Here is an 18,116-nt window from a genome sequence, read left to right as displayed (position 1 = left end):
GCAAAGGAAACCCGATTGCGTCTCCTTTGCTGCCCCAAATACTCACTTGAACGCTTTGAGCCGCGCCATCAGCGAGGAGGTGTCCCAACGCCCGCCGCCCATGCTCTGGACGTCCTTGTAGAACTGATCGACAAGGGCCGTGACCGGCATCGGCGTGCCGGTTTCCTCGCCCGCCTCCAGACAGATCGCCAGATCCTTGCGCATCCAGTCGACGGCAAAGCCGTGTTCGTACTCGCCCGCGAGCATGGTCTTGTGGCGGTTCACCATCTGCCACGATCCGGCCGCGCCGCCCGCGATCACCTCGACCAGCGCTTCGCCATCGAGACCGGAGTTTTCCGCCAGCAAAAGCGCTTCGGAGAGGCCTTGCACCAGCCCGGCGATGCAGATCTGGTTACACATTTTGGCGGTCTGGCCCATGCCGACCTCGCCCAACCGTTTCACGGTACGCCCGTAAGCCGCCATGACCGGTTCGGCCTTGGCGTAATCCTCTTCCGCACCGCCGCACATCACCGAGAGCACGCCGTTTTCCGCCCCGGCCTGACCGCCCGAGACCGGCGCATCGACATAGCCGATGCCCTTCTCGGTGGCGACGGCGGCCAGTTCACGGGTCACTTTCGCCGAAACCGTCGTATGATCGACGAACACCGATCCGGCGCTCATCCCCGCGAAAGCCCCGTCCGGGCCGAGGCACACAGACCGCAGATCGTCATCGTTGCCGACACAGGCCATCACAAAGTCAGCCCCCTCTACCGCCTCGCGCGGTGTGGCGGCGAATCCGCCTTTGTGCGCCGCTGCCCAAGCTTCGGCCTTGGCCGTGGTCCGGTTGTAGACCGTGACGTCATGGCCTTTGGCTTTGAGATGCCCCGCCATCGGGTAGCCCATGACTCCCAATCCCAAGAATGTGACCTTCGCCCCAGATTGAAGCATGCTTTTCCCTCTCCGCCGGATGTGATTTAACGGCGCAAACGGTAGCCGCTCGCGGCCCGGCGTCAACATCCATTCGCGCACATCCGATAGGTCTGCCCCGCCCATGGCCCGCACTTTCTCTCTTCTGCTGAAACTCGTCTCAGCCCTCGTCCTTCTGACCGTCCTCGGCATCTGGCTGACCTATTGGCTCGCCGCGCGCTCGCTTCCGGATTACAATGCCGATTACGAGGTGCCGGGGATTTCAGCTCCGGTCGAGATCGCCCGCGACAACGCCAATGTGCCGCATATTTTCGGCACGACCGATGCGGATGTCTATTACGGGCTGGGCTTTGCCCATGCCCAGGACCGGCTGTTCCAGATGATGCTCCTGCGCCGAACAGCCCAAGGCAAGCTGTCGGAAATGTTCGGAGAACGCACCTTCAAGACCGACGAGCTGATGCGGCGGCTGGGGATTTACGAGGCGGCACAGGCCTCCGCCCGGGTCCAAAGCCCCGAGGCCATGGCCGCGCTCGAAGCCTATGCCCGCGGCGTCAACGCCTGGATCGCCGAGGTCAACGAGGGCGCGCGCGGTCGCGGTGCGCCGGAGTTCTTTCTCTTCCCGAGCGAGATCGCCTATTGGCAGCCCGCCGATTCCATCGCGATCCTCAAACTCGTGGCTTTCCAGCTTTCCGATCAGATCCCGAACGAGGTGCTGCGGGCGCAGGCTTCGCTCTTGCTGCCGCAGGAACGTCTGCGCGACCTGATGCCGGATGCACCGGGCACGGGCACCGCCCTTCTGCCCTCCTACGCCGCGCTCTTCCCAGAGGCCACACCCGGCAAACAGCCCTCCGGCATCGAATACGCCATGTCGCCCTTCCCGAAACCGGGTCTTGCGGGCGCCTCCAACGTCTGGGCCGCCGCCCCCGGGCGCTCGACCACCGGCTCGACGCTTCTGGCCAACGATCCCCATCTCGGGTTCTCCGCCCCCGGCGCCTGGTATCTGGCGCGGCTCGAACTTTCGAGCGGCGGCGTGATCGGCGCCTCCGTGCCGGGCATTCCCGCCATCGTCTCCGGGCGGCGCGAGGATTTCGGCTGGGGTATCACGGCGGCCTATGTCGATGACGCCGATCTCTATATCGAGAAACTCAACCCCGAGAATGCCAGCGAAGTTCTCACGCCCGACGGTTTCAAACCGATGCGCACGCGGCCTTCCATTGTCCAGATCAAGGATGCCGCACCGGTCACACTCACGCTGCAATGGACCGAAAACGGCCCGGTCCTGCCCGCAACTGCCTTTGACGTCGACACCATCACACCGCCGGGCCATGTGGTCTCCGCCGCCTGGACCGCGCTGGTTTCCGACGACCGCTCCATGTCCGCCGTGGTGGCGCTCAATCACGCCCACACCCTGACCGAGGCGATGCAGGCGGCGCGCGATTTCGCGGCCCCGGCGCTCAACCTCGTCATCGCCGACCCCGACCGGGTGCAGATGAAGGTGATCGGACGTGCGCCTCTGCGCGACGCAGCGCATCAGTCGCAGGGTCGCATCCCCTCGCCGGGCTGGATCGAGACCAACCGCTGGCAGGGCTGGCGCGATTTCGACGATCTGCCGCTGTTCACCGGCGGCGAGACCGGCATTGTCGGCAACACCAACAACAAGACCGTGGAAGCCCCCTTCCCCGAACATCTGTCCTATCACTGGGGCGACACCCAGCGGGTGCAGCGCTGGACCCGGCTGATGCAATCGCGCGAGGTCCACACCCGCGACAGTTTCATCGAGGTGCAGAACGACATCGTCTCCCCCGCCGCGCGCACCTTGTTGCCGCTTGTTGGCGCGGACCTGTGGTTCACCGGCGAGGCCGCGCCCGAGGGCACCCCCGAACGTCAGCGTCAGCGTGCTCTGGAGCTTCTGGCCGAATGGAATGGCGAGATGAGCGAGCACCTGCCGGAACCGCTGATTTACTACGCCTGGATGCGGGCGCTTCAGGACCGTCTGATCCGTGACGACATCGGGCCGCTGGCGCGCAGCTTCACCCATGTCGATCCCTTGTTCATCGAACGCGTCTATCGCGACATCGACGGGGCCTCTGCGTGGTGCGACGTGATCCAGTCCGCGCCGGTCGAGACCTGCACCGACATCGCGCGGCAATCGCTCGACGATGCGCTTTTGTGGATCGGGGAGCATTATTCGACCAACCTTGAGAGCCTGCGCTGGGGCGACGCGCATATGGCGCATCACGATCACCCTGTGCTGGGCAATGTGCCCTTCCTGAAATGGGTGGTGAACATCCGGCAATCGACCTCGGGCGGCGACAACACACTGATGCGCGGCGTCACCTCCGGCGATCCTGCCGATCCTTTCGCCAACGTCCATGGTGCAGCCTATCGCGGCGTCTACGATTTCGCCGATCCCGACAGTTCGGTCTTCATCACCGCCACCGGCCAGTCCGGCCATCCCTTGAGCCGTCACTATGACGATCTGGGCGAGCTGTGGCGGCGCGGCGAATATGTACCGATGAGCCTCGACCCGGAACTCGCGCGGGCCGCCGGCGTCGGCATCACCCATCTGGTGCCGGAGGAATGACCTCTGAGCTGGACAAAATGCGCGCGGGCGCGTGGTATCACAGCCTAGATCCCGAGATCGACGCGATCCGCACAAAGGTCTTCGACGCGGTGCACTGGCACAACATGGCCCTGCCGTCCGAGCGCGGCAACATTCACCCGGCCCTGCGCACGGTAATCGCCGCCGCGCCGGAAAGCGCCCGGATCGAGGGTCAGTTTCACCTCCTGTATGGCGAGAACCTGTTTCTCGGCGAAGAAGCGTTTCTCAACGTCGGCTGCGTCGTGCTCGACAGCGGTCGGGTCGAGATCGGTGCGCGCACGATGATCGGACCGCAGGTGCAGATCTACTGCGCCGATCACCACCGCGATCCGGTGCTGCGCGGCCAGTTGATCGAACGCGCTCTGCCCGTCACCATCGGCCGTGACGTCTGGATCGGCGGCGGGGCGATTGTCCTGCCGGGGGTCACCATCGGAGATCGTGCGATCATCGGCGCGGGAGCCGTGGTGACAAAGGATGTCCCTGCCGACAGCCGTGTCGTCGGCAATCCGGCGCGCATCAGTTCCCCACACAGCTGACATAAAAGAAACCCCGCGCGAAAAACGCGCGGGGCCTTTGTCATCAGATCCGAAGCGGATCAGATCAATCGTGGTACGGCGCCCAGGAGGTCGCGAGGAAGGCCGTTTCCGGCGTCCCCAGCATGCCGGAACGCACGGTTTCCGACAGACCTTTGCCGCCGAAGTAGTAGCGCAGACCCAGCGAGAACTCGGTGCTCTCGATGTCGTTGTTGTCGCCCTTCGCTTCGGTCGTCATGTAAGCGATTTCATAGGTGACCGCGAGCGGTTTGGAGCTGAACGCGGTTTCACCACCGATGGCGTAACGGTTGAACGTACCGTCCTCGTCGCTGTCTTCATAGCCTTCGGATTCGGCGTATTGCAGGTCGAGGTAGAGGCTGGTGCTGGCGTTCAGGTCATAGACACCGCCGAGACGCGCAACATAACCGTTGTTCATGCCGCCCCAGTAGGAGTCGTTGTAACCCGGGTTCTCGGTCGCGACGAGCTGACCGTACAGCGCGACTTTCGGCGACAGATCGAACACGCCTTCGAGACCGTACATGGTGTAATCCATGCTCTCGGTGTCGTAGCCATCTTCTTTCTGATCGATCATGCCATAGGCGAAAAGACCACCGACGGTGAATTTCGGCGACAGGTCATAGAGGTAGTGCAGCGCGATCTCGCCGCCTTTTTCCGGGCCGTAGTAGCTCCCAAAAGCGTCGTCGACGTCGAAGCCGGTGTAGAACCCGTCAATCACGACATGGCTTTTCGCACCGAAGGACAGGCGCGTGCCGGCGTCGATGGTCACACGACCGCCATCGTAATCGTAGGAATCACCCGGATCACGGGCATCGACGCCCGTGTAGCTCAGACCGACATAGGACATATCCGGCTGAAATGCATAAGCGGATGTTGCGCAAAGAAGTGCTGCACCAAACGTGAGCAGCGTCGTTTGAGACCGTTTCATGGGACCCCCCTCGTTATAAAACCATCTGATCGACCATACATGACGTAGCGTCACAAAGCTGCGACAAAATGCCGATCGAAAGACAATCGTTAAAAACTGTGTGCGAAAAATCACGCTACCGCGAAACGGTACTCTGGCCGGTCCGAAATCGCAGCTGAAAAGGAACGTCGACCGATCATGTCACCAAGGCTGCGAGGCGTCAGGCCTCGCCCTTAAGCTCTTCCTTGTAAACGACAAAGGCCGCGCCCTTTTGCGCCGCGGTCTGCGCAGCACGGTCGAGCGCCTTGTCCTTGAACCGCTGTTTCTGGCCCGTGATGTCCCCAGCCTTTTTCAACGTGATCCCGGACCAGCCCGTCACCTCAAGCCCTTTGATCCCCTTGGCTCTGGCGTGTTTCGGATCGGAGGCGACCATGAACACCATGATCGCGTGGCACGCGCCCATCCGCAGACCGGTTTTCGCACCGGCCGTGGCTTCGAACAGCATCATGAAAAGGTGCGGCTTCTTCGCCGCCGTCGCCGGGGCGGTTTTCGGCGCGGCCGCTTTCGCTTTGGTTTTCGCCTTAGAGGCTTTCGTGCTGGTTGTTTCGGCGCTCATCTCACATCTCCCGGAATTGCTTTTCCTGCCGCGGCGTCCACAGCACCTTGAGCTGATACCCCTCTTCGACCATCTCCTCGGAAAGAACAACCCCTTCCTCGAAAAGCCACGCCCGCTTGCGCCCTTGGGCGTAGGGCAGGATCATGTCGCGCTCGATCTTTTCCTCTTCGAAAAACGCGGAGATCGCCGACAAAAGCTCCGGCACGCCCTCGCCCGTCACCGCCGAGATCGCAAAGATATTCTCCTCATGCGCCGCGCGCTCCATCCGCGCCGCACGCGCCTCGTCGTCCAGCAGGTCGATCTTGTTCCAGACCTCGAACATCGGCGCGTCGTCCTTGATCCCGAGATCGCGCAGGATTTTCAAAACGTCGTCGCGCTGATTGTCCGTCTCCTCGGAGGCGATGTCGCGCACATGCAGGATCAGATCGGCGTCCAGCACCTCTTCAAGCGTCGCCCGGAAGGCCGCCACAAGCTGGGTCGGCAGTTTCGAGATGAACCCCACCGTGTCCGACAGGATGATCTCCCGGTCTCCGCCATGGGCGTTCTCGATCACAAGCTGGCGCATCGTCGGGTCGAGCGTCGCGAAAAGCATGTCTTTCGCGAACACATCCGCGCCCGTGACCGTGTTGAAAAACGTCGATTTTCCGGCGTTGGTATAGCCCACAAGCGCCACGATCGGGAACGGGATTTTGGCGCGGGACGCGCGGTGCAGCTCGCGGGTTTTGACGACCTTCTCCAACTGACGGCGCAAGCGCGTCAGCTGTTCGTCGATGGCGCGGCGGTCGGCCTCGATCTGGGTCTCGCCGGGGCCGCCGACAAAGCCCAAACCGCCGCGTTGCCGCTCAAGGTGGGTCCAGGCGCGCACCAGCCGCGTGCGCTGATAGGTCAGCGCCGCCATCTCGACCTGCAACACCCCTTCTCGGGTCCGGGCCCGGTCGGAGAAAATCTCCAAAATCAACCCGGTGCGGTCCAGAAGCTTGACCTTCCATTCCTTCTCAAGGTTGCGCTGCTGCACCGGGGTCACCGGCCCGTCGACCAGCACCAACTCGACCTCGGCAAGCTTCATCCGCTGTTTCAGCTCCTCGATCTTGCCGGTGCCAAAGAGATGGCCGGGCTGGATCTTCGGCAGGCGCACGATCTCGGAGCCGACCACCTCCAACTCTGGCAAGGCATCGGCCAGAGCCACGGCTTCTTCCAGCCCCGCGACAGGATCGCGGCGGGTGCGGTCGGATGTAATATCGGGATGAAGCACCCAGGCGCGGGTCTTCTTCACCTCATGGTCATGCAGTTCGGCCAAATGCCGCTCCTTCAAACGTGCAGGGTGATCCTGCAACTCAACGCGCGAACGCACCCGCCGATCCATCCGGCAGGTGCGCGTCACCTAAGTGTTGTCAGACGGATTGCAAGCCCTGTCGCGCGGTCGCGATCAGGCTTCTTCGCCGTCGTAGAGGTTGATCGGCTGGGCCGGCATGATCGTCGAGATCGCGTGTTTGTACACGAGCTGCGACTGGCCGTCGCGGCGCAAGAGGACGCAGAAGTTGTCGAACCATGTGATCACACCCTGAAGTTTCACCCCGTTGATCAGAAAGATCGTCACGGGAACTTTGGTCTTGCGAACATGGTTGAGGAAAGCGTCCTGGAGGTTCTGTTTGTCGGCGGCCATGATCTTTGCCTTTTTCTTGCGCTTTTGATGCGAACTGTCCCTCGGGCGACAGCACTTGAGGCTGAGTTCGCCGGAGATTCCACCGAATGTCAAGATAAGGCGCTGATTTTCAGGAGCTTGTTTTCAACGCGACGCAAATTTGCGTCACATCCGCAGGGTGATGGCGCTAACGATTTTCGTGAAATCCTCAGCGCCGCCAGAATTCCGGATTGAGAAGCGCGATGATCGCCAGCATCTCCAACCGCCCGAGCACCATGGTCGCCGCCAGAATGAGCTTCTCCGCGTCGCCCAATGTGGCATAGCTCAGCGGCACATCGCCCGCCACCTGCACCAGCGGCCCGGTGGTGGTGAGCGCCGAAATGGTGAAAATCGTCGCGGCCTCGAAATCGAGCCCATAGAGCGACAGGAGCATCATCACGGCGGCGATGGTGAAGGCAAACACCATGAAATAGACCCATGCCACATAGGCCCCTTCGCGCCGGATGCGCCGGGCATTGGCCCCCGCGCCGCCGACCGAGTTCGGCGAAATCAGCTTCTCGATCTCACGCTCGCCATGACGCACCAGCGCATAGAGCCGGATCAGCTTCACGCCCCCCGCCGTGGTCGCAACCCCGCCGCCGAAAATCGCCAGCCCCATGAGCAGCACACCGGGCGCCTGAAGCCCCGACCAGAGCCGCGCCTCTTCCCAACCCAGAGATTCGAAACCGGCGGTCGAGAGGAAGGACAGCACCATGAACACGCCCCCCCAGAGCGAGGACAGAGCCCGCCCCAACGTCCAGTCGCCCGACACTTCGAGAACCGCCACCCAATGGCGCAGGAACAGAAACAGAGGCACGGTGACGATCAGCGCCAGCGCGATCTTCATCTCCGGATCGCGCCACAGAGGCGGCGCGTCGAGCCGCGGCTGATCGGCGGTGAAGGTCTTGCGCGACAGCGCCAGGAACAGGAAGGCAAAGACCAGAAGCTCGCCCATGAACCCGCCCCCCGCATGGGTCAACCCGCCCACCGGCGAAATGCCCGAGGTCGCCATCACCGACATCGCATGGCAAAGCGCCACATAGGAGTTGGACCCGATCATGGCCAAAGCGAACCACAGCGCCAACGTCAGCCCGAGATAGATCGGAAACAGCTTCGAGGTGAATTTCGCCATCCGCTCGGGGGCGGCGGCAATGCGGGTGATCTGGCTCGCCCGCGTCTCCGCCTGCCCCGGCTGGCGCGAGGAAATGACCTCGAAGCCGCCAAGGTTCAGCGGCGCCAGAACCGCCACCGCCGTCACCCAGGCAAAGAGCCCGCCGAGCCACCCCACCAGCGCCGTCCAGAGATGCACCGGCTTGGTCAACCGTGCCGGATCGTCGAACAGCGTCGCCCCCGTGGTGGTGAGCGCCGAGACCATCTCGAAGTAGGAGTTGAAATAGGTGGTGTCCTTGGTCGCCTCGGAAAACGGCACGGCAAGGATCAGCGGCAAAAGCGTATAGGCCCCCAAAAGGGTCAAAAGCTGGTTGCGCCCCTCCCGGTCGCGCCCGACGCCCGCATCCGCCCCCTCGGGGCGATACCGCGCGATGGCGATGAACAGCGCCAGAGAGGAAAACAAGACGCTGGCGTAGACGAAGGCCCGCGCATCGTCCCATTCCCGCAGCACAAGCGCATAGATCGCCGGCACCATCATGGCGGCGCCGGAGACCAGCATGAGCTGGACGAAAAAGGGCATGCGCGAAAAGCGGTTCATCGGGCGCCGTTCATCAGAAATAGTCGATCGAGACCTGCAAGAGGCGTTCGACCTCGGGGACGTCGGCGGCAAGCGAGAAAATGGTGATCACATCCCCCTCGTCGATCCGGGTCTCGCCCATCGGCTTGACGTATTTGTCGCCTTTGGTCAGCGCGCCGACAAGCACCCCTTCCGGGAAATCAATGTCGCGAATACGCTTGCCGGAGATCGGCGAGGTCGAGAGCACCTGCGCCTCGATCACCTCCGCCTCGCTGTCGCCCACCGAATAGACGTTGCGCACCCGTCCATGGCGGATGTGGCGCAGGATCGAGGACACGGTCGTCGCCCGCGGGTTGATATAGGCGTCGATGTCGAGCGCATTGAGGATCGGCACCAGCGTCGGATCGTTGATCAGAACGATGGTCATTTTCGCCCCGGCGGTCTTCGCCCGCACGGCGGCCAGCATGTTGACCTTGTCGTCATCAGTCACGCAAAGCACCGCATCGGCGCGGTTCACCCCGGCTTCGGACAAAAGCTCCGGGTCAAGCCCGTCACCGTTCAAAACGATGGTCCGCTCCAGCGCATCCGCCGCCTTCTCGGCGATCTTGCGGTTCTTCTCGATGATCTTGGCGCGCACCCGCTCGGTCCGCGCCTCCAGCGCCTGCGCCACGCCGAGCCCCACGTTGCCACCGCCCAGGATCACCACACGCTCCTGCTTGGCGTTGGTCTTGCCGAAAATCTCCAGCGTCCGGGTGATGTCGTCGGAATGCGCGAACACGTAAATCTCGTCGCGGGCGAAAAGCTGATCCTTCGGCTCCGGGGCAAACAACCGCCCGTCGCGGCGCACCCCCACCACGGTGGCCCGCAAGGTCGAGAACAGCTCGGTCAGCTCGCGCAAAGAAGTGTTGAGCACCGGGCACTCCTCTTCGAGCAGGATGCCCATAAGCTGCACCCGCCCCGCCAGAAACGCCTGCGTGTCAAAGGCCGCAGGGGCCGCCAGACGCCGAAGCGCGGCCTCGGCCACCTCCTTCTCCGGCGAAATCACCACGTCGATCGGCAGGTGATCGCGGCGGTAGAGATCGGAATAGATCGCCGTCAGATAGGACTGAGACCGAAGACGCGCGATCTTGCGCGGCACGTTGAACACGGAATGCGCCACCTGACAGGTGACCATGTTCACCTCGTCGGAATAGGTCGCGGCAATCACCATGTCGGCGTCACGCGCGCCCGCCTTTTCCAACACATCCGGGTAGGAGGCAAAGCCTTCGATCCCCTGCACGTCGAGCGTGTCGGTGGCGCGGCGCACCAGCGCCGGGTTGTTGTCCACGACCGTCACGTCGTTCTTCTCGACGGAGAGCTGCTTGGCGATCTGCCAGCCGACCTGACCCGCGCCGCAAATGATGACCTTCATCGCATCATCCCTGTTTCAGGGCCGTCCGTGAAACTCACGTCGCGCCCTTGCCATGTCATGCCCTGCGCCGGACCCGGTCCGGTGCGCGCAGGGCTTTCGCTTCGCCACAGGCTTGGCACGGAATATCAGGGGCGTCAACGCACCCGCATGCCGCCCGGGCCTCCGGATGCCGTTGCGTCACCCGATACCGCCCGGCCCCGCTCAGTCAGTTTCCTCGACATAGGCCATCCGACCGCCCTGTTTGTTGCCGGTCACCACGCCCAGCGACTTGAGCTTGCGGTGCAGTGCCGAACGCTCCATGCCCACGAATGTCGCGGTGCGGGAGATATTGCCGCCAAACCGGTTGATCTGGGTCAGAAGGTATTCGCGTTCGAACACCTCGCGTGCCTCCCGAAGCGGCAGGGTCGCAATCGCCGGCGACAGCATCGCCCGCCCGTCGTCCTCGCGCACCCCATCCTCGCTCGGCAACTCCTCCGCCTCGATCAGCCCGGTGCTGTCGCCAAGGATCAACACCCGTTCGATGACGTTCTTGAGCTGGCGCACGTTGCCCGGCCAGGTCATCGTTTGCAGCATCGCCGCCGCATCTTCCGACAGATCGCGCAGCGGCAAACCCTGTTCGCGGTTCAGCTTCTCGATGAAATACCGCGCCAGCTCCGGGATGTCTTCCCGGCGTTTTTCGAGCGCAGGCACCTCGATCGGCACCACGTTCAGCCGGTGATACAGTTCTTCGCGGAACCGCCCCGCCTCGATCTCCGCCAGAAGATCGCGCGAGGTCGAGGACACGACCCGCAGATCGACCGAGACCTTGGCGCTGCCGCCCACGCGGGTAAACCGCTGATCGACCAGAACCCGCAGGATCTTCGACTGGGTGCCCAGCGGCATGTCGGCGACCTCGTCGAAATAGATCATGCCGCCATTGGCCTCCTCGAGAAGCCCCTTCTCGACGCCCCGCTCCGGGGTTTCGCGACCGAACAGCACCTCTTCCATCCGGTCCGGCTCGATGGTCGCGGAGGACACGGTGACAAACGGCGCCTCGCGCCGCTCGGAGCCCGCGTGGATGAACCGCGCCGCCACTTCCTTGCCAACGCCTGCACCGCCCGTCAGCATCACCCGGCCGTTGGATTTCGTCACCTTCTCGAGGTTGCTCTTGAGCTGCTTGAACGCCGCCGAGACGCCGATCATCTCCAGATCGCCCGAGCCCGAGCGTTTCAGCGTGGCATTCTCCCGGCGCAGGCGCGAGGTCTCCATGGCGCGCGTGATCACCACCATGAGCTGGTCGATGTTGAACGGTTTCTCGATGAAATCGTAAGCACCCTGTTTGATCGCCGCGACGGCGATTTCGATATTCCCGTGGCCGGAAATGATGATGATCGGCACTTCCGGGTGCTCGCGCTTGACATGTTTCAGGATGTCGATCCCGTCCATGTCGCTGTCCTTCAGCCAAATGTCGAGGATCATCAGCGCCGGCACGCCCGCATCGATTTCCTTCAGACATTCGTCCGAATTCGCGGCCAGCCGCGTCTCAAAGCCCTCATCCTGCAAAATATCCCCGATCAGCTCACGAATATCGCGCTCATCGTCGACGATCAGAATATCAGACATCATTCACTCCAGACTTCATCTTTACACCGCAAGCTCTTGTTTTTCTTCAACACGATCATCGCCTGCAACAGCGATGCGAATGGTCGCACAGGCCCCGATCCGGCCCGTGTCATCCAGAGGCGCCCCGTCGGTCAGCGTCAGCGTCCCGCCGTGTTCCTCGATGATCTTCTTGACGATCGGCAGGCCCAGCCCGGTGCCTTTTTCCCGCGTCGTCACATAGGGTTCGAAAAGCCGCGAGCGATCCTCCGGCAGGCCGATGCCATTGTCCGTCACCGTGATCACCGCCTCCTGATCGTCGCATTGCATGGCCACGAGAATGCGCGGCTCGTATCCTTGAGGAATACCGCATTCCTCAAGACTTTCAATTGCTTCTCCGGCATTCTTAATCAAATTTGTGAGCGCCTGTCCGATCATCGTCGCATCCACCTCAGCCAAGGCCGTGGCCGGTTCGATCCGCGCCGTAATCCGGACATTCGGCTGGGCATTCTGCTGCAACAGCACCGCGCCCTTCACCAGTTCGACGAGGTCATGCTCCCGCCGCTCCGGGCTTGGCATCCGGGCGAATTTCGAGAACTCATCGACGATCCGGCGCAGATCGCCGGTCTGGCGCACGATGACCTGAGTGTATTGTTCGAGATCCGCCCGCGCCTCCTCGTCGAGCCCGCGACCGAATTTGCGCAAGATGCGTTCGGCGGACAATTGAATGGGCGTCAACGGGTTCTTGATCTCATGCGCGATGCGCCGCGCCACATCGCCCCATGCGGCCAGACGCTGCGCGCTCACAAGGTCGGTCACATCGTCGAAGGCCACCACATAGCCCTCAAGCGCGCCCTCGACATCGCGCCGGGTGGCGATCCGCACGAGCAAACTTTCCTGCGCACCGGAGCGGATCAGCCGCAACTCCTCCTGCGCCACTTCGCGTTTCTGGCTGCGCAACAGGTCGAAGAGCGGACCGAATTCCGGCACGACAACGGCCAGCGCCTCCCCGGTCACATCCCGCTCACCGAGGTTCAAAAGCGCCTGCGCCGAGCGGTTCAAAAGCGTCACGCGGCCCTCCGCATCCAGCCCCACGACCCCCGCCGTCACCGAGGAGAGCACGGAATCGAACAACCGGCGGCGATGCTCGATCTGGGCGTTGCGCTCCAGCAATTCGTCGCGCTGCACCTTCACCTGCCCGGTCATCTGGTTGAACACCCGACCGAGCGTCGCGATCTCGTCCTGCCCTTCTTCCTCGGGCACGCGCACCGAAAGATCGCCCTCGCCCACCTTCTGCGCCGCGCCCGCGAGCCGCCCGATCGGCCGCGCCAGCCGTTCGGCGAACCACAGGCCAAGCCATGTGGCCGCGAGGATCAGGATGATCGCAAAGCCGATGTACAAAAGCCCGAATTCGAACAGCAACCGCCCGCGCTCGCTTTCCAACTGGTTGTAAAGCGCAATGCTGTCCTGTGTCTCATCCAGAAGGTTGAGGATTTTTCCGTCCACATCGCGGGTCACGTAAAGATAGCGGTCGGAGAAGGCCGCAAGGCGCTGAAGCGCGCGGCTCTCGTTGCTGTCCCAGTCGTCGATCAGCACAAGCTCGCCGCTTTCCGCCCGCGCCCGCTCCGCCTCCGTCGGTTTCTCGTAATTGAACAGATAGGAGCGCTCGCCCCGCGCCTTGATCTCGCCCGCACGGTCGATGACATAGGCCTCACGCAGCCCGCGCTGGATAAGCCCCTGCCCCTGATTGAGCACCTGCCGCAAATCGCCGTCCGAGAGGATCGTCACATTGCGGCGCCGGTCGATGATGAAATTCGCCAGCGCCCGCGTGTCCTCGGCCAGACCGTCGCGATGTTCCGTCTCATAGGCCTTCGCCGCTTCCAGAGACGAGCCCACCACATTGCGCACCCGGTCGGAGAACCAGCCCTCAAGGCCGAAATTCACCGTCACCACGGCAAACACCGCCACCATGACGGTCGGAATGAGCGCCAAAAGCACGAAAGCGCCGGAGAGTCGCAGGTGCAGCCGCGAGCCTTCGGAATGCGCCCGGCGCGCCGCGATCACACTGGCGATGCGCTGCGCCACCAGCCCCGCGACGACGATGATATAGACCACATCGGCCAGAAGCACGCCACGCAACACCGACGAGGCCGGACCATGATCCAGCGGCCCCAGAACGAGGAAGGTGAGCACCGCCAGAAGCGGCCCCATGACAAACACGGCGATGGTCGCAATGTTCTGCAACCGGCGTTGCCGCCGAAGCCGCATCAGCCTGTGCCAACTTTGCCGACCGATTCTTTGTGCCACGGGCTTTTGCGCCATGGACCGCACCCTCGTACTGCTCAAAACCACCCCTGCGCGGCCCATTATTCATGGGACTTGACGCAGGCCACCGTGGCAGAGAGAGCGCAGCAGAGTTGTATTCCCGCAACTGCGCCCTATTCGGCACGGATGTGGCCTTTTTACATCAGCTTACGACGGCGTGTCACCTGAATATCGAGGTCATTGATCTTTTTCCGCAAGGTATTGCGGTTGATGCCAAGCAAATCGGCACATTTGGCCTGATTGCCGCCCACGGCATCGAGCGCGATTTCGATCAGCGGGCCTTCGACCTCTTTCAGAATGCGCTGATACAGCCCCGGCGGCGGCAAAACGCCCCCGTGCAGGTCGAAATAGCGGCGCAGATGCTTGGCCACCGAGGTCGAAAGCTTTTCACCCTCGCCGCCGCCCTGCAAGGGCTCCATCGCGGGCTGGTTGCCCAGCACGGTTTCGACCTCCATCCGGGTGATTTCTTCCTCGGGCGAGGTCACGATCAACCGGCGGATGGTGTTCTCCAACTGACGCACGTTGCCCGGCCAGCTATAGGCCCGCACAAGGTCCATCGCCTCATTGGTAAAGCGGCGCGCCGAAAGCCCGTCACGTTCGGCCTTCGACAGGAAAAACTCCGCCAGAAGCGGAATGTCATCGACGCGTTCGCGCAGCGAGGGCACGGAAATCGTCACGCCGCCCAAGCGATAGAACAGATCCTGACGAAACGCCCCGCTTTCCATCTTGGCCGAGAGATTGGCCTGCGAGGTCGCCATGATGCGCGGCGCGTTGTCGGTGAAACTGTCGAGCATGCGCACGATGCGGGCCTGCGCTTCCTCATCGAGATCGCCGACCTCATCGAACAGAATCGAGCCGTTCTTGGCCTTGGAAATCACCGCCGCCGGGCCTTCCATCGTCGCCAGATCGGAGGCGGAGACCACCACGAACGGCAGATTGCGCCGGTCGGAGAAATCGTGGATCGCGCGGGCAATCAGCGATTTGCCCGTCCCGCTTTCGCCGGTGATCAGAACCGGCAGATCGGTGTTCATCACGCGGGCGACAAGGCGATAGAGCGTCTGCATCGCGGGCGTACGGCCCACGAGCGGCAGGTCTTCCTGCGGCGCGCCCAGTTCGGACGGGGCCTTGGCATTCGACGGTGCCGGATTGGCCCGGCGTTTGACCTCAAGCGCCTTGGCGGCGCGTTTCATCAGGTCCGGCAGATCGAAAGGCTTCGGCAGGTAATCGAACGCCTCGGCCTCGGCGGCCTGAATCGCGGTCATGATAGTGTTCTGCGCGGAGATCACGATCACCGGAAGACCGGGCCGCAGTTCGGCGATGCGCGGCAGGCTCTCGAGCCCGTTGCCATCGGGCATCATCACATCGGAGATCACCAGATCGCCCTTGCCCTCTTCCACCCAGCGCATCAGCGTGACCAGAGACGAGGTCGCATGCACCTTGCACCCCGCGCGGGTCAGCGCCTGGGTCAGAACCGTGCGGATCGTGCGGTCGTCATCGGCGACGAGGATCGTGCCATCCATAGTATTCTCTCCTTGTCAGTCTCGCATCGGGCCGATCGGCCCGCGCGCTGTCCCCTTCTGTGCGGGGTTTTTCTCAACTTTATGACCTGTCACGCGCATGTCACTCTTTATTTCGGCTCACTGTTTTTCGGTTCGCGCGGTGCGACCGGCAGCGAGATGCGGAACACGGTCTTGCCGGGCACGGAGTCCACGGAAATCCAGCCCTCGTGATCGGAAATGATCTTGGACACCAGCGCGAGGCCCAGCCCCGTGCCGTTCTCGCGCCCCGAGACGAAGGGTTCGAACACATCCGCGGCAATCTCCGGCGGAAGACCGGGGCCGTCGTCGATGATCTCCACCTGCAAGGGCAGCGCCGCCCCCGTCCCGTCCTTGCGACGCAGGCGCAGCGACAGGTCGTAGAAGGTCCGAAGCCGGATCGTCCCGCCCTCCTTGCCCGCCGCCTCCGAGGCGTTCTTGATCAGGTTCAGAAACACCTGCAAGATCTGATCGCCATCGACGAACGTGGGCGGCAGCGAGGGGTCGAACTCCTCGATGAATTTCATATTCGCGCCGTAGGACAGCTCGGCGGATTTGCGCGCCCGGTCCAGAAGGTCGTGAATGTTGATCGGACGTTTCGCGGGCGGGCGCAGGTTGCCGAATTGCTCGACCTGCTCCAGAAGCGCCACGATCCGACGGCTTTCGGCCACGATCAGATCGGTCAGTTCAAGATCCTCCGGCGTGAGGCTCATCGACAAAAGCTGCGCAGCCCCCGTGATCCCCGCCAGCGGGTTCTTGATCTCATGCGCCAGCATTTCCGCCATGCCAATGGCCGAGCGCGCCGAGGTTTTGACCTGATGCGCGCGGCCCAGCCGGTCGGCGATCTGGCGCGGTTCCATCAACAGCACGAGCCAGTTCTCCATGCCCTGAAGGGGCGCGATCTGGATGTTGCACTGCACCGGCGCCGCATTGCCGCCCGAGACGTCCACATTGTTGATGAACAAAGGCGAGTCGTCGCGCCGCACACGTCCGAAGGCCTCTTCCAGAGGCGCGTCGATGGCGAGCTTGTCGAACACCGGCACCCCGGTCAGCGCTTTGGCGGAGGCATTGAGAAACAGCTCGGCGGCGGAGTTCACCTCGACGATCTCATCGCCCGCATCGATCATGATCGCGGGCACCGGCAACGAGGGCCAGAGCATGTCGAAACGATGTGTCATGCGGCGCAGACCTCCCCACTCAGTGCTTCGGGCAGCAGCGCGAACACATCGCGCGGCGATTTTTGCGTCAAAACGCGCTTGCGCAGCGCATCCGCCGTGCCCGCCGTGTCCATGTACCAGCCCAGATGTTTGCGCATCACCCGACCGCCCAGGGCTTCGCCATAAAACGTGAGCCCCGCCTCGTAATGACCCGCGACCATATCGGCGAAATCCTTGCCCTCGGGGCGCAGAGGCACCGGCGCGCCCGTCAGGTTCGCGGCGACCTGCGCCAAAATCCACGGACGCCCCTGCGCGCCCCGACCGATCATCACCCCGTCGGCTCCCGATTGCGCCAGCGCCATCCGCGCGGCCTCGGGGCTTGTGATGTCGCCATTGGCGATCACCGGGATCGCCACGGTCTCTTTCACCGCCCGGATTGCCGCCCAATCGGCACGGCCCTTATAGAACTGACAGCGGGTGCGGCCGTGGATCGTGATCATCTGAATGCCCGCATCCTCGGCGCGCTTCGCGAGTTCCGGCGCATTCAAAAGCGCATCGTCCCAGCCAAGCCGCGTTTTCAGCGTCACCGGCACCGAAACCGCGCCGACCACCGCCTCGATGAGGCTCAACGCATGGTCCAGATCGCGCATCAGCGCCGAGCCGGAATAGCCCGACACCACCTTTTTCGCCGGGCAGCCCATGTTGATGTCGATGATCTGCGCGCCATTGTCCTCGGCCATCTTGGCCGCCAGCGCCATCGGCTCCGCCTCGCGCCCCGCAAGCTGCACGGCGGTGTTCTCGACCCCGAACCCAAGCTCCGCCTTCTCGCGCGCCCCCGGACGCGCGTTCAGCATGTCATGCGAGGCGACCATCTCCGACACCACCAATCCCGCACCGAAAGACGCGACCAGATCGCGAAACGGCAGGTCCGTGATTCCGGCCATAGGAGCCAGAAACACGGGCGGGTCCAGTGCAAGTTGCGCCAATTCAACGGGCAAGCGATTAATCCTTGAGCATTTCGGACAGAGGTAGCGATCACAGCGGCGAGTCGCAAAGGATCGCGGCGAAAAATGTGGCGAAAAATGCTCTATGCACAAAATTTGATCACCATGTCGGTCAAAAACAGCGCATTGCAAGCCTGCGCGCCACCGATTATGCCA

14 protein-coding genes are annotated in these 18,116 nt (G+C 63.1%); 2 read left to right on the top strand and 12 right to left on the bottom strand.

The features are described from left to right. Positions 1 to 42: 42 nt before the first annotated feature. The gene (locus V1471_RS03985) at positions 43 to 927 is read right to left on the bottom strand and encodes an NAD(P)-dependent oxidoreductase (RefSeq protein WP_434287015.1); all 885 of its coding nucleotides are present in this window, start codon (positions 925 to 927) and stop codon (positions 43 to 45) included. Positions 928 to 1,030: 103 nt separating this feature from the next. Here V1471_RS03985 and V1471_RS03980 point away from each other — a divergent pair, with 103 nt between their 5' ends. Further along, positions 1,031 to 3,490: a penicillin acylase family protein gene (locus tag V1471_RS03980; RefSeq protein ID WP_434287014.1), complete on the top strand. Its 2,460-nt coding sequence runs from the start codon at positions 1,031 to 1,033 to the stop codon at positions 3,488 to 3,490. Next, positions 3,487 to 4,044 (top strand): sugar O-acetyltransferase, encoded by a 558-nt coding sequence (locus V1471_RS03975; RefSeq protein WP_434287013.1) that lies wholly within the window; start codon positions 3,487 to 3,489, stop codon positions 4,042 to 4,044. The genes V1471_RS03980 and V1471_RS03975 overlap by 4 nt, the downstream gene beginning before the upstream one ends. Positions 4,045 to 4,108: 64 nt before the next feature. On the opposite strand, the gene V1471_RS03970 is transcribed toward V1471_RS03975, so the two are convergent. From V1471_RS03970 to dusB, 11 genes are all read right to left on the bottom strand, one after another. After that, entirely contained in the window at positions 4,109 to 4,987 is an 879-nt protein-coding gene (locus tag V1471_RS03970) for a hypothetical protein (protein WP_434287012.1), read from the bottom strand. A gap of 199 nt (positions 4,988 to 5,186) precedes the next feature. Further along, entirely contained in the window at positions 5,187 to 5,582 is a 396-nt protein-coding gene (locus V1471_RS03965; protein WP_434287011.1) for a hypothetical protein, read from the bottom strand. Between the two features lies 1 nt (position 5,583). Next, positions 5,584 to 6,879 carry a GTPase HflX gene (gene hflX, locus V1471_RS03960; RefSeq protein WP_434287010.1) on the bottom strand — a complete coding sequence of 432 codons (1,296 nt, stop codon included), beginning with the start codon at positions 6,877 to 6,879 and terminating at the stop codon, positions 5,584 to 5,586. A gap of 129 nt (positions 6,880 to 7,008) precedes the next feature. Beyond that, a complete protein-coding gene (hfq, locus tag V1471_RS03955) occupies positions 7,009 to 7,245 on the bottom strand; it encodes an RNA chaperone Hfq (RefSeq protein WP_066603845.1) in 237 nt (78 codons plus the stop codon). Between the two features lie 187 nt (positions 7,246 to 7,432). Continuing rightward, a complete protein-coding gene (locus V1471_RS03950) occupies positions 7,433 to 8,971 on the bottom strand; it encodes a TrkH family potassium uptake protein (protein WP_434287009.1) in 1,539 nt (512 codons plus the stop codon). A gap of 13 nt (positions 8,972 to 8,984) precedes the next feature. Beyond that, on the bottom strand, positions 8,985 to 10,361 hold the full coding sequence (gene trkA / locus V1471_RS03945) for a Trk system potassium transporter TrkA (RefSeq protein WP_434287008.1): 1,377 nt from the start codon (positions 10,359 to 10,361) through the stop codon (positions 8,985 to 8,987). Between the two features lie 201 nt (positions 10,362 to 10,562). Further along, complete coding sequence (locus V1471_RS03940; protein WP_434287007.1) at positions 10,563 to 11,963, bottom strand: sigma-54-dependent transcriptional regulator; 1,401 nt, start codon at positions 11,961 to 11,963, stop codon at positions 10,563 to 10,565. Positions 11,964 to 11,984: 21 nt separating this feature from the next. Continuing rightward, a complete protein-coding gene (locus V1471_RS03935) occupies positions 11,985 to 14,261 on the bottom strand; it encodes an ATP-binding protein (RefSeq protein ID WP_434287005.1) in 2,277 nt (758 codons plus the stop codon). A 140-nt stretch (positions 14,262 to 14,401) separates the two neighbouring features. Beyond that, complete coding sequence (locus V1471_RS03930) at positions 14,402 to 15,784, bottom strand: response regulator (protein ID WP_434287004.1); 1,383 nt, start codon at positions 15,782 to 15,784, stop codon at positions 14,402 to 14,404. Positions 15,785 to 15,891: 107 nt separating this feature from the next. Continuing rightward, entirely contained in the window at positions 15,892 to 16,977 is a 1,086-nt protein-coding gene (locus V1471_RS03925) for a two-component system sensor histidine kinase NtrB (protein ID WP_434287003.1), read from the bottom strand. After that, on the bottom strand, positions 16,974 to 17,954 hold the full coding sequence (dusB, locus tag V1471_RS03920) for a tRNA dihydrouridine synthase DusB (RefSeq protein ID WP_434287002.1): 981 nt from the start codon (positions 17,952 to 17,954) through the stop codon (positions 16,974 to 16,976). The genes V1471_RS03925 and dusB overlap by 4 nt, the downstream gene beginning before the upstream one ends. Between the last annotated feature and the right edge of the window lie 162 nt (positions 17,955 to 18,116).

Source organism: Celeribacter sp. SCSIO 80788 (assembly GCF_051054295.1).
Taxonomy (GTDB): domain Bacteria; phylum Pseudomonadota; class Alphaproteobacteria; order Rhodobacterales; family Rhodobacteraceae; genus Celeribacter.
The sequence above is the reverse complement of the archived record's forward strand: the minus strand, read 5'-3'. Positions and strand labels throughout refer to the sequence as shown.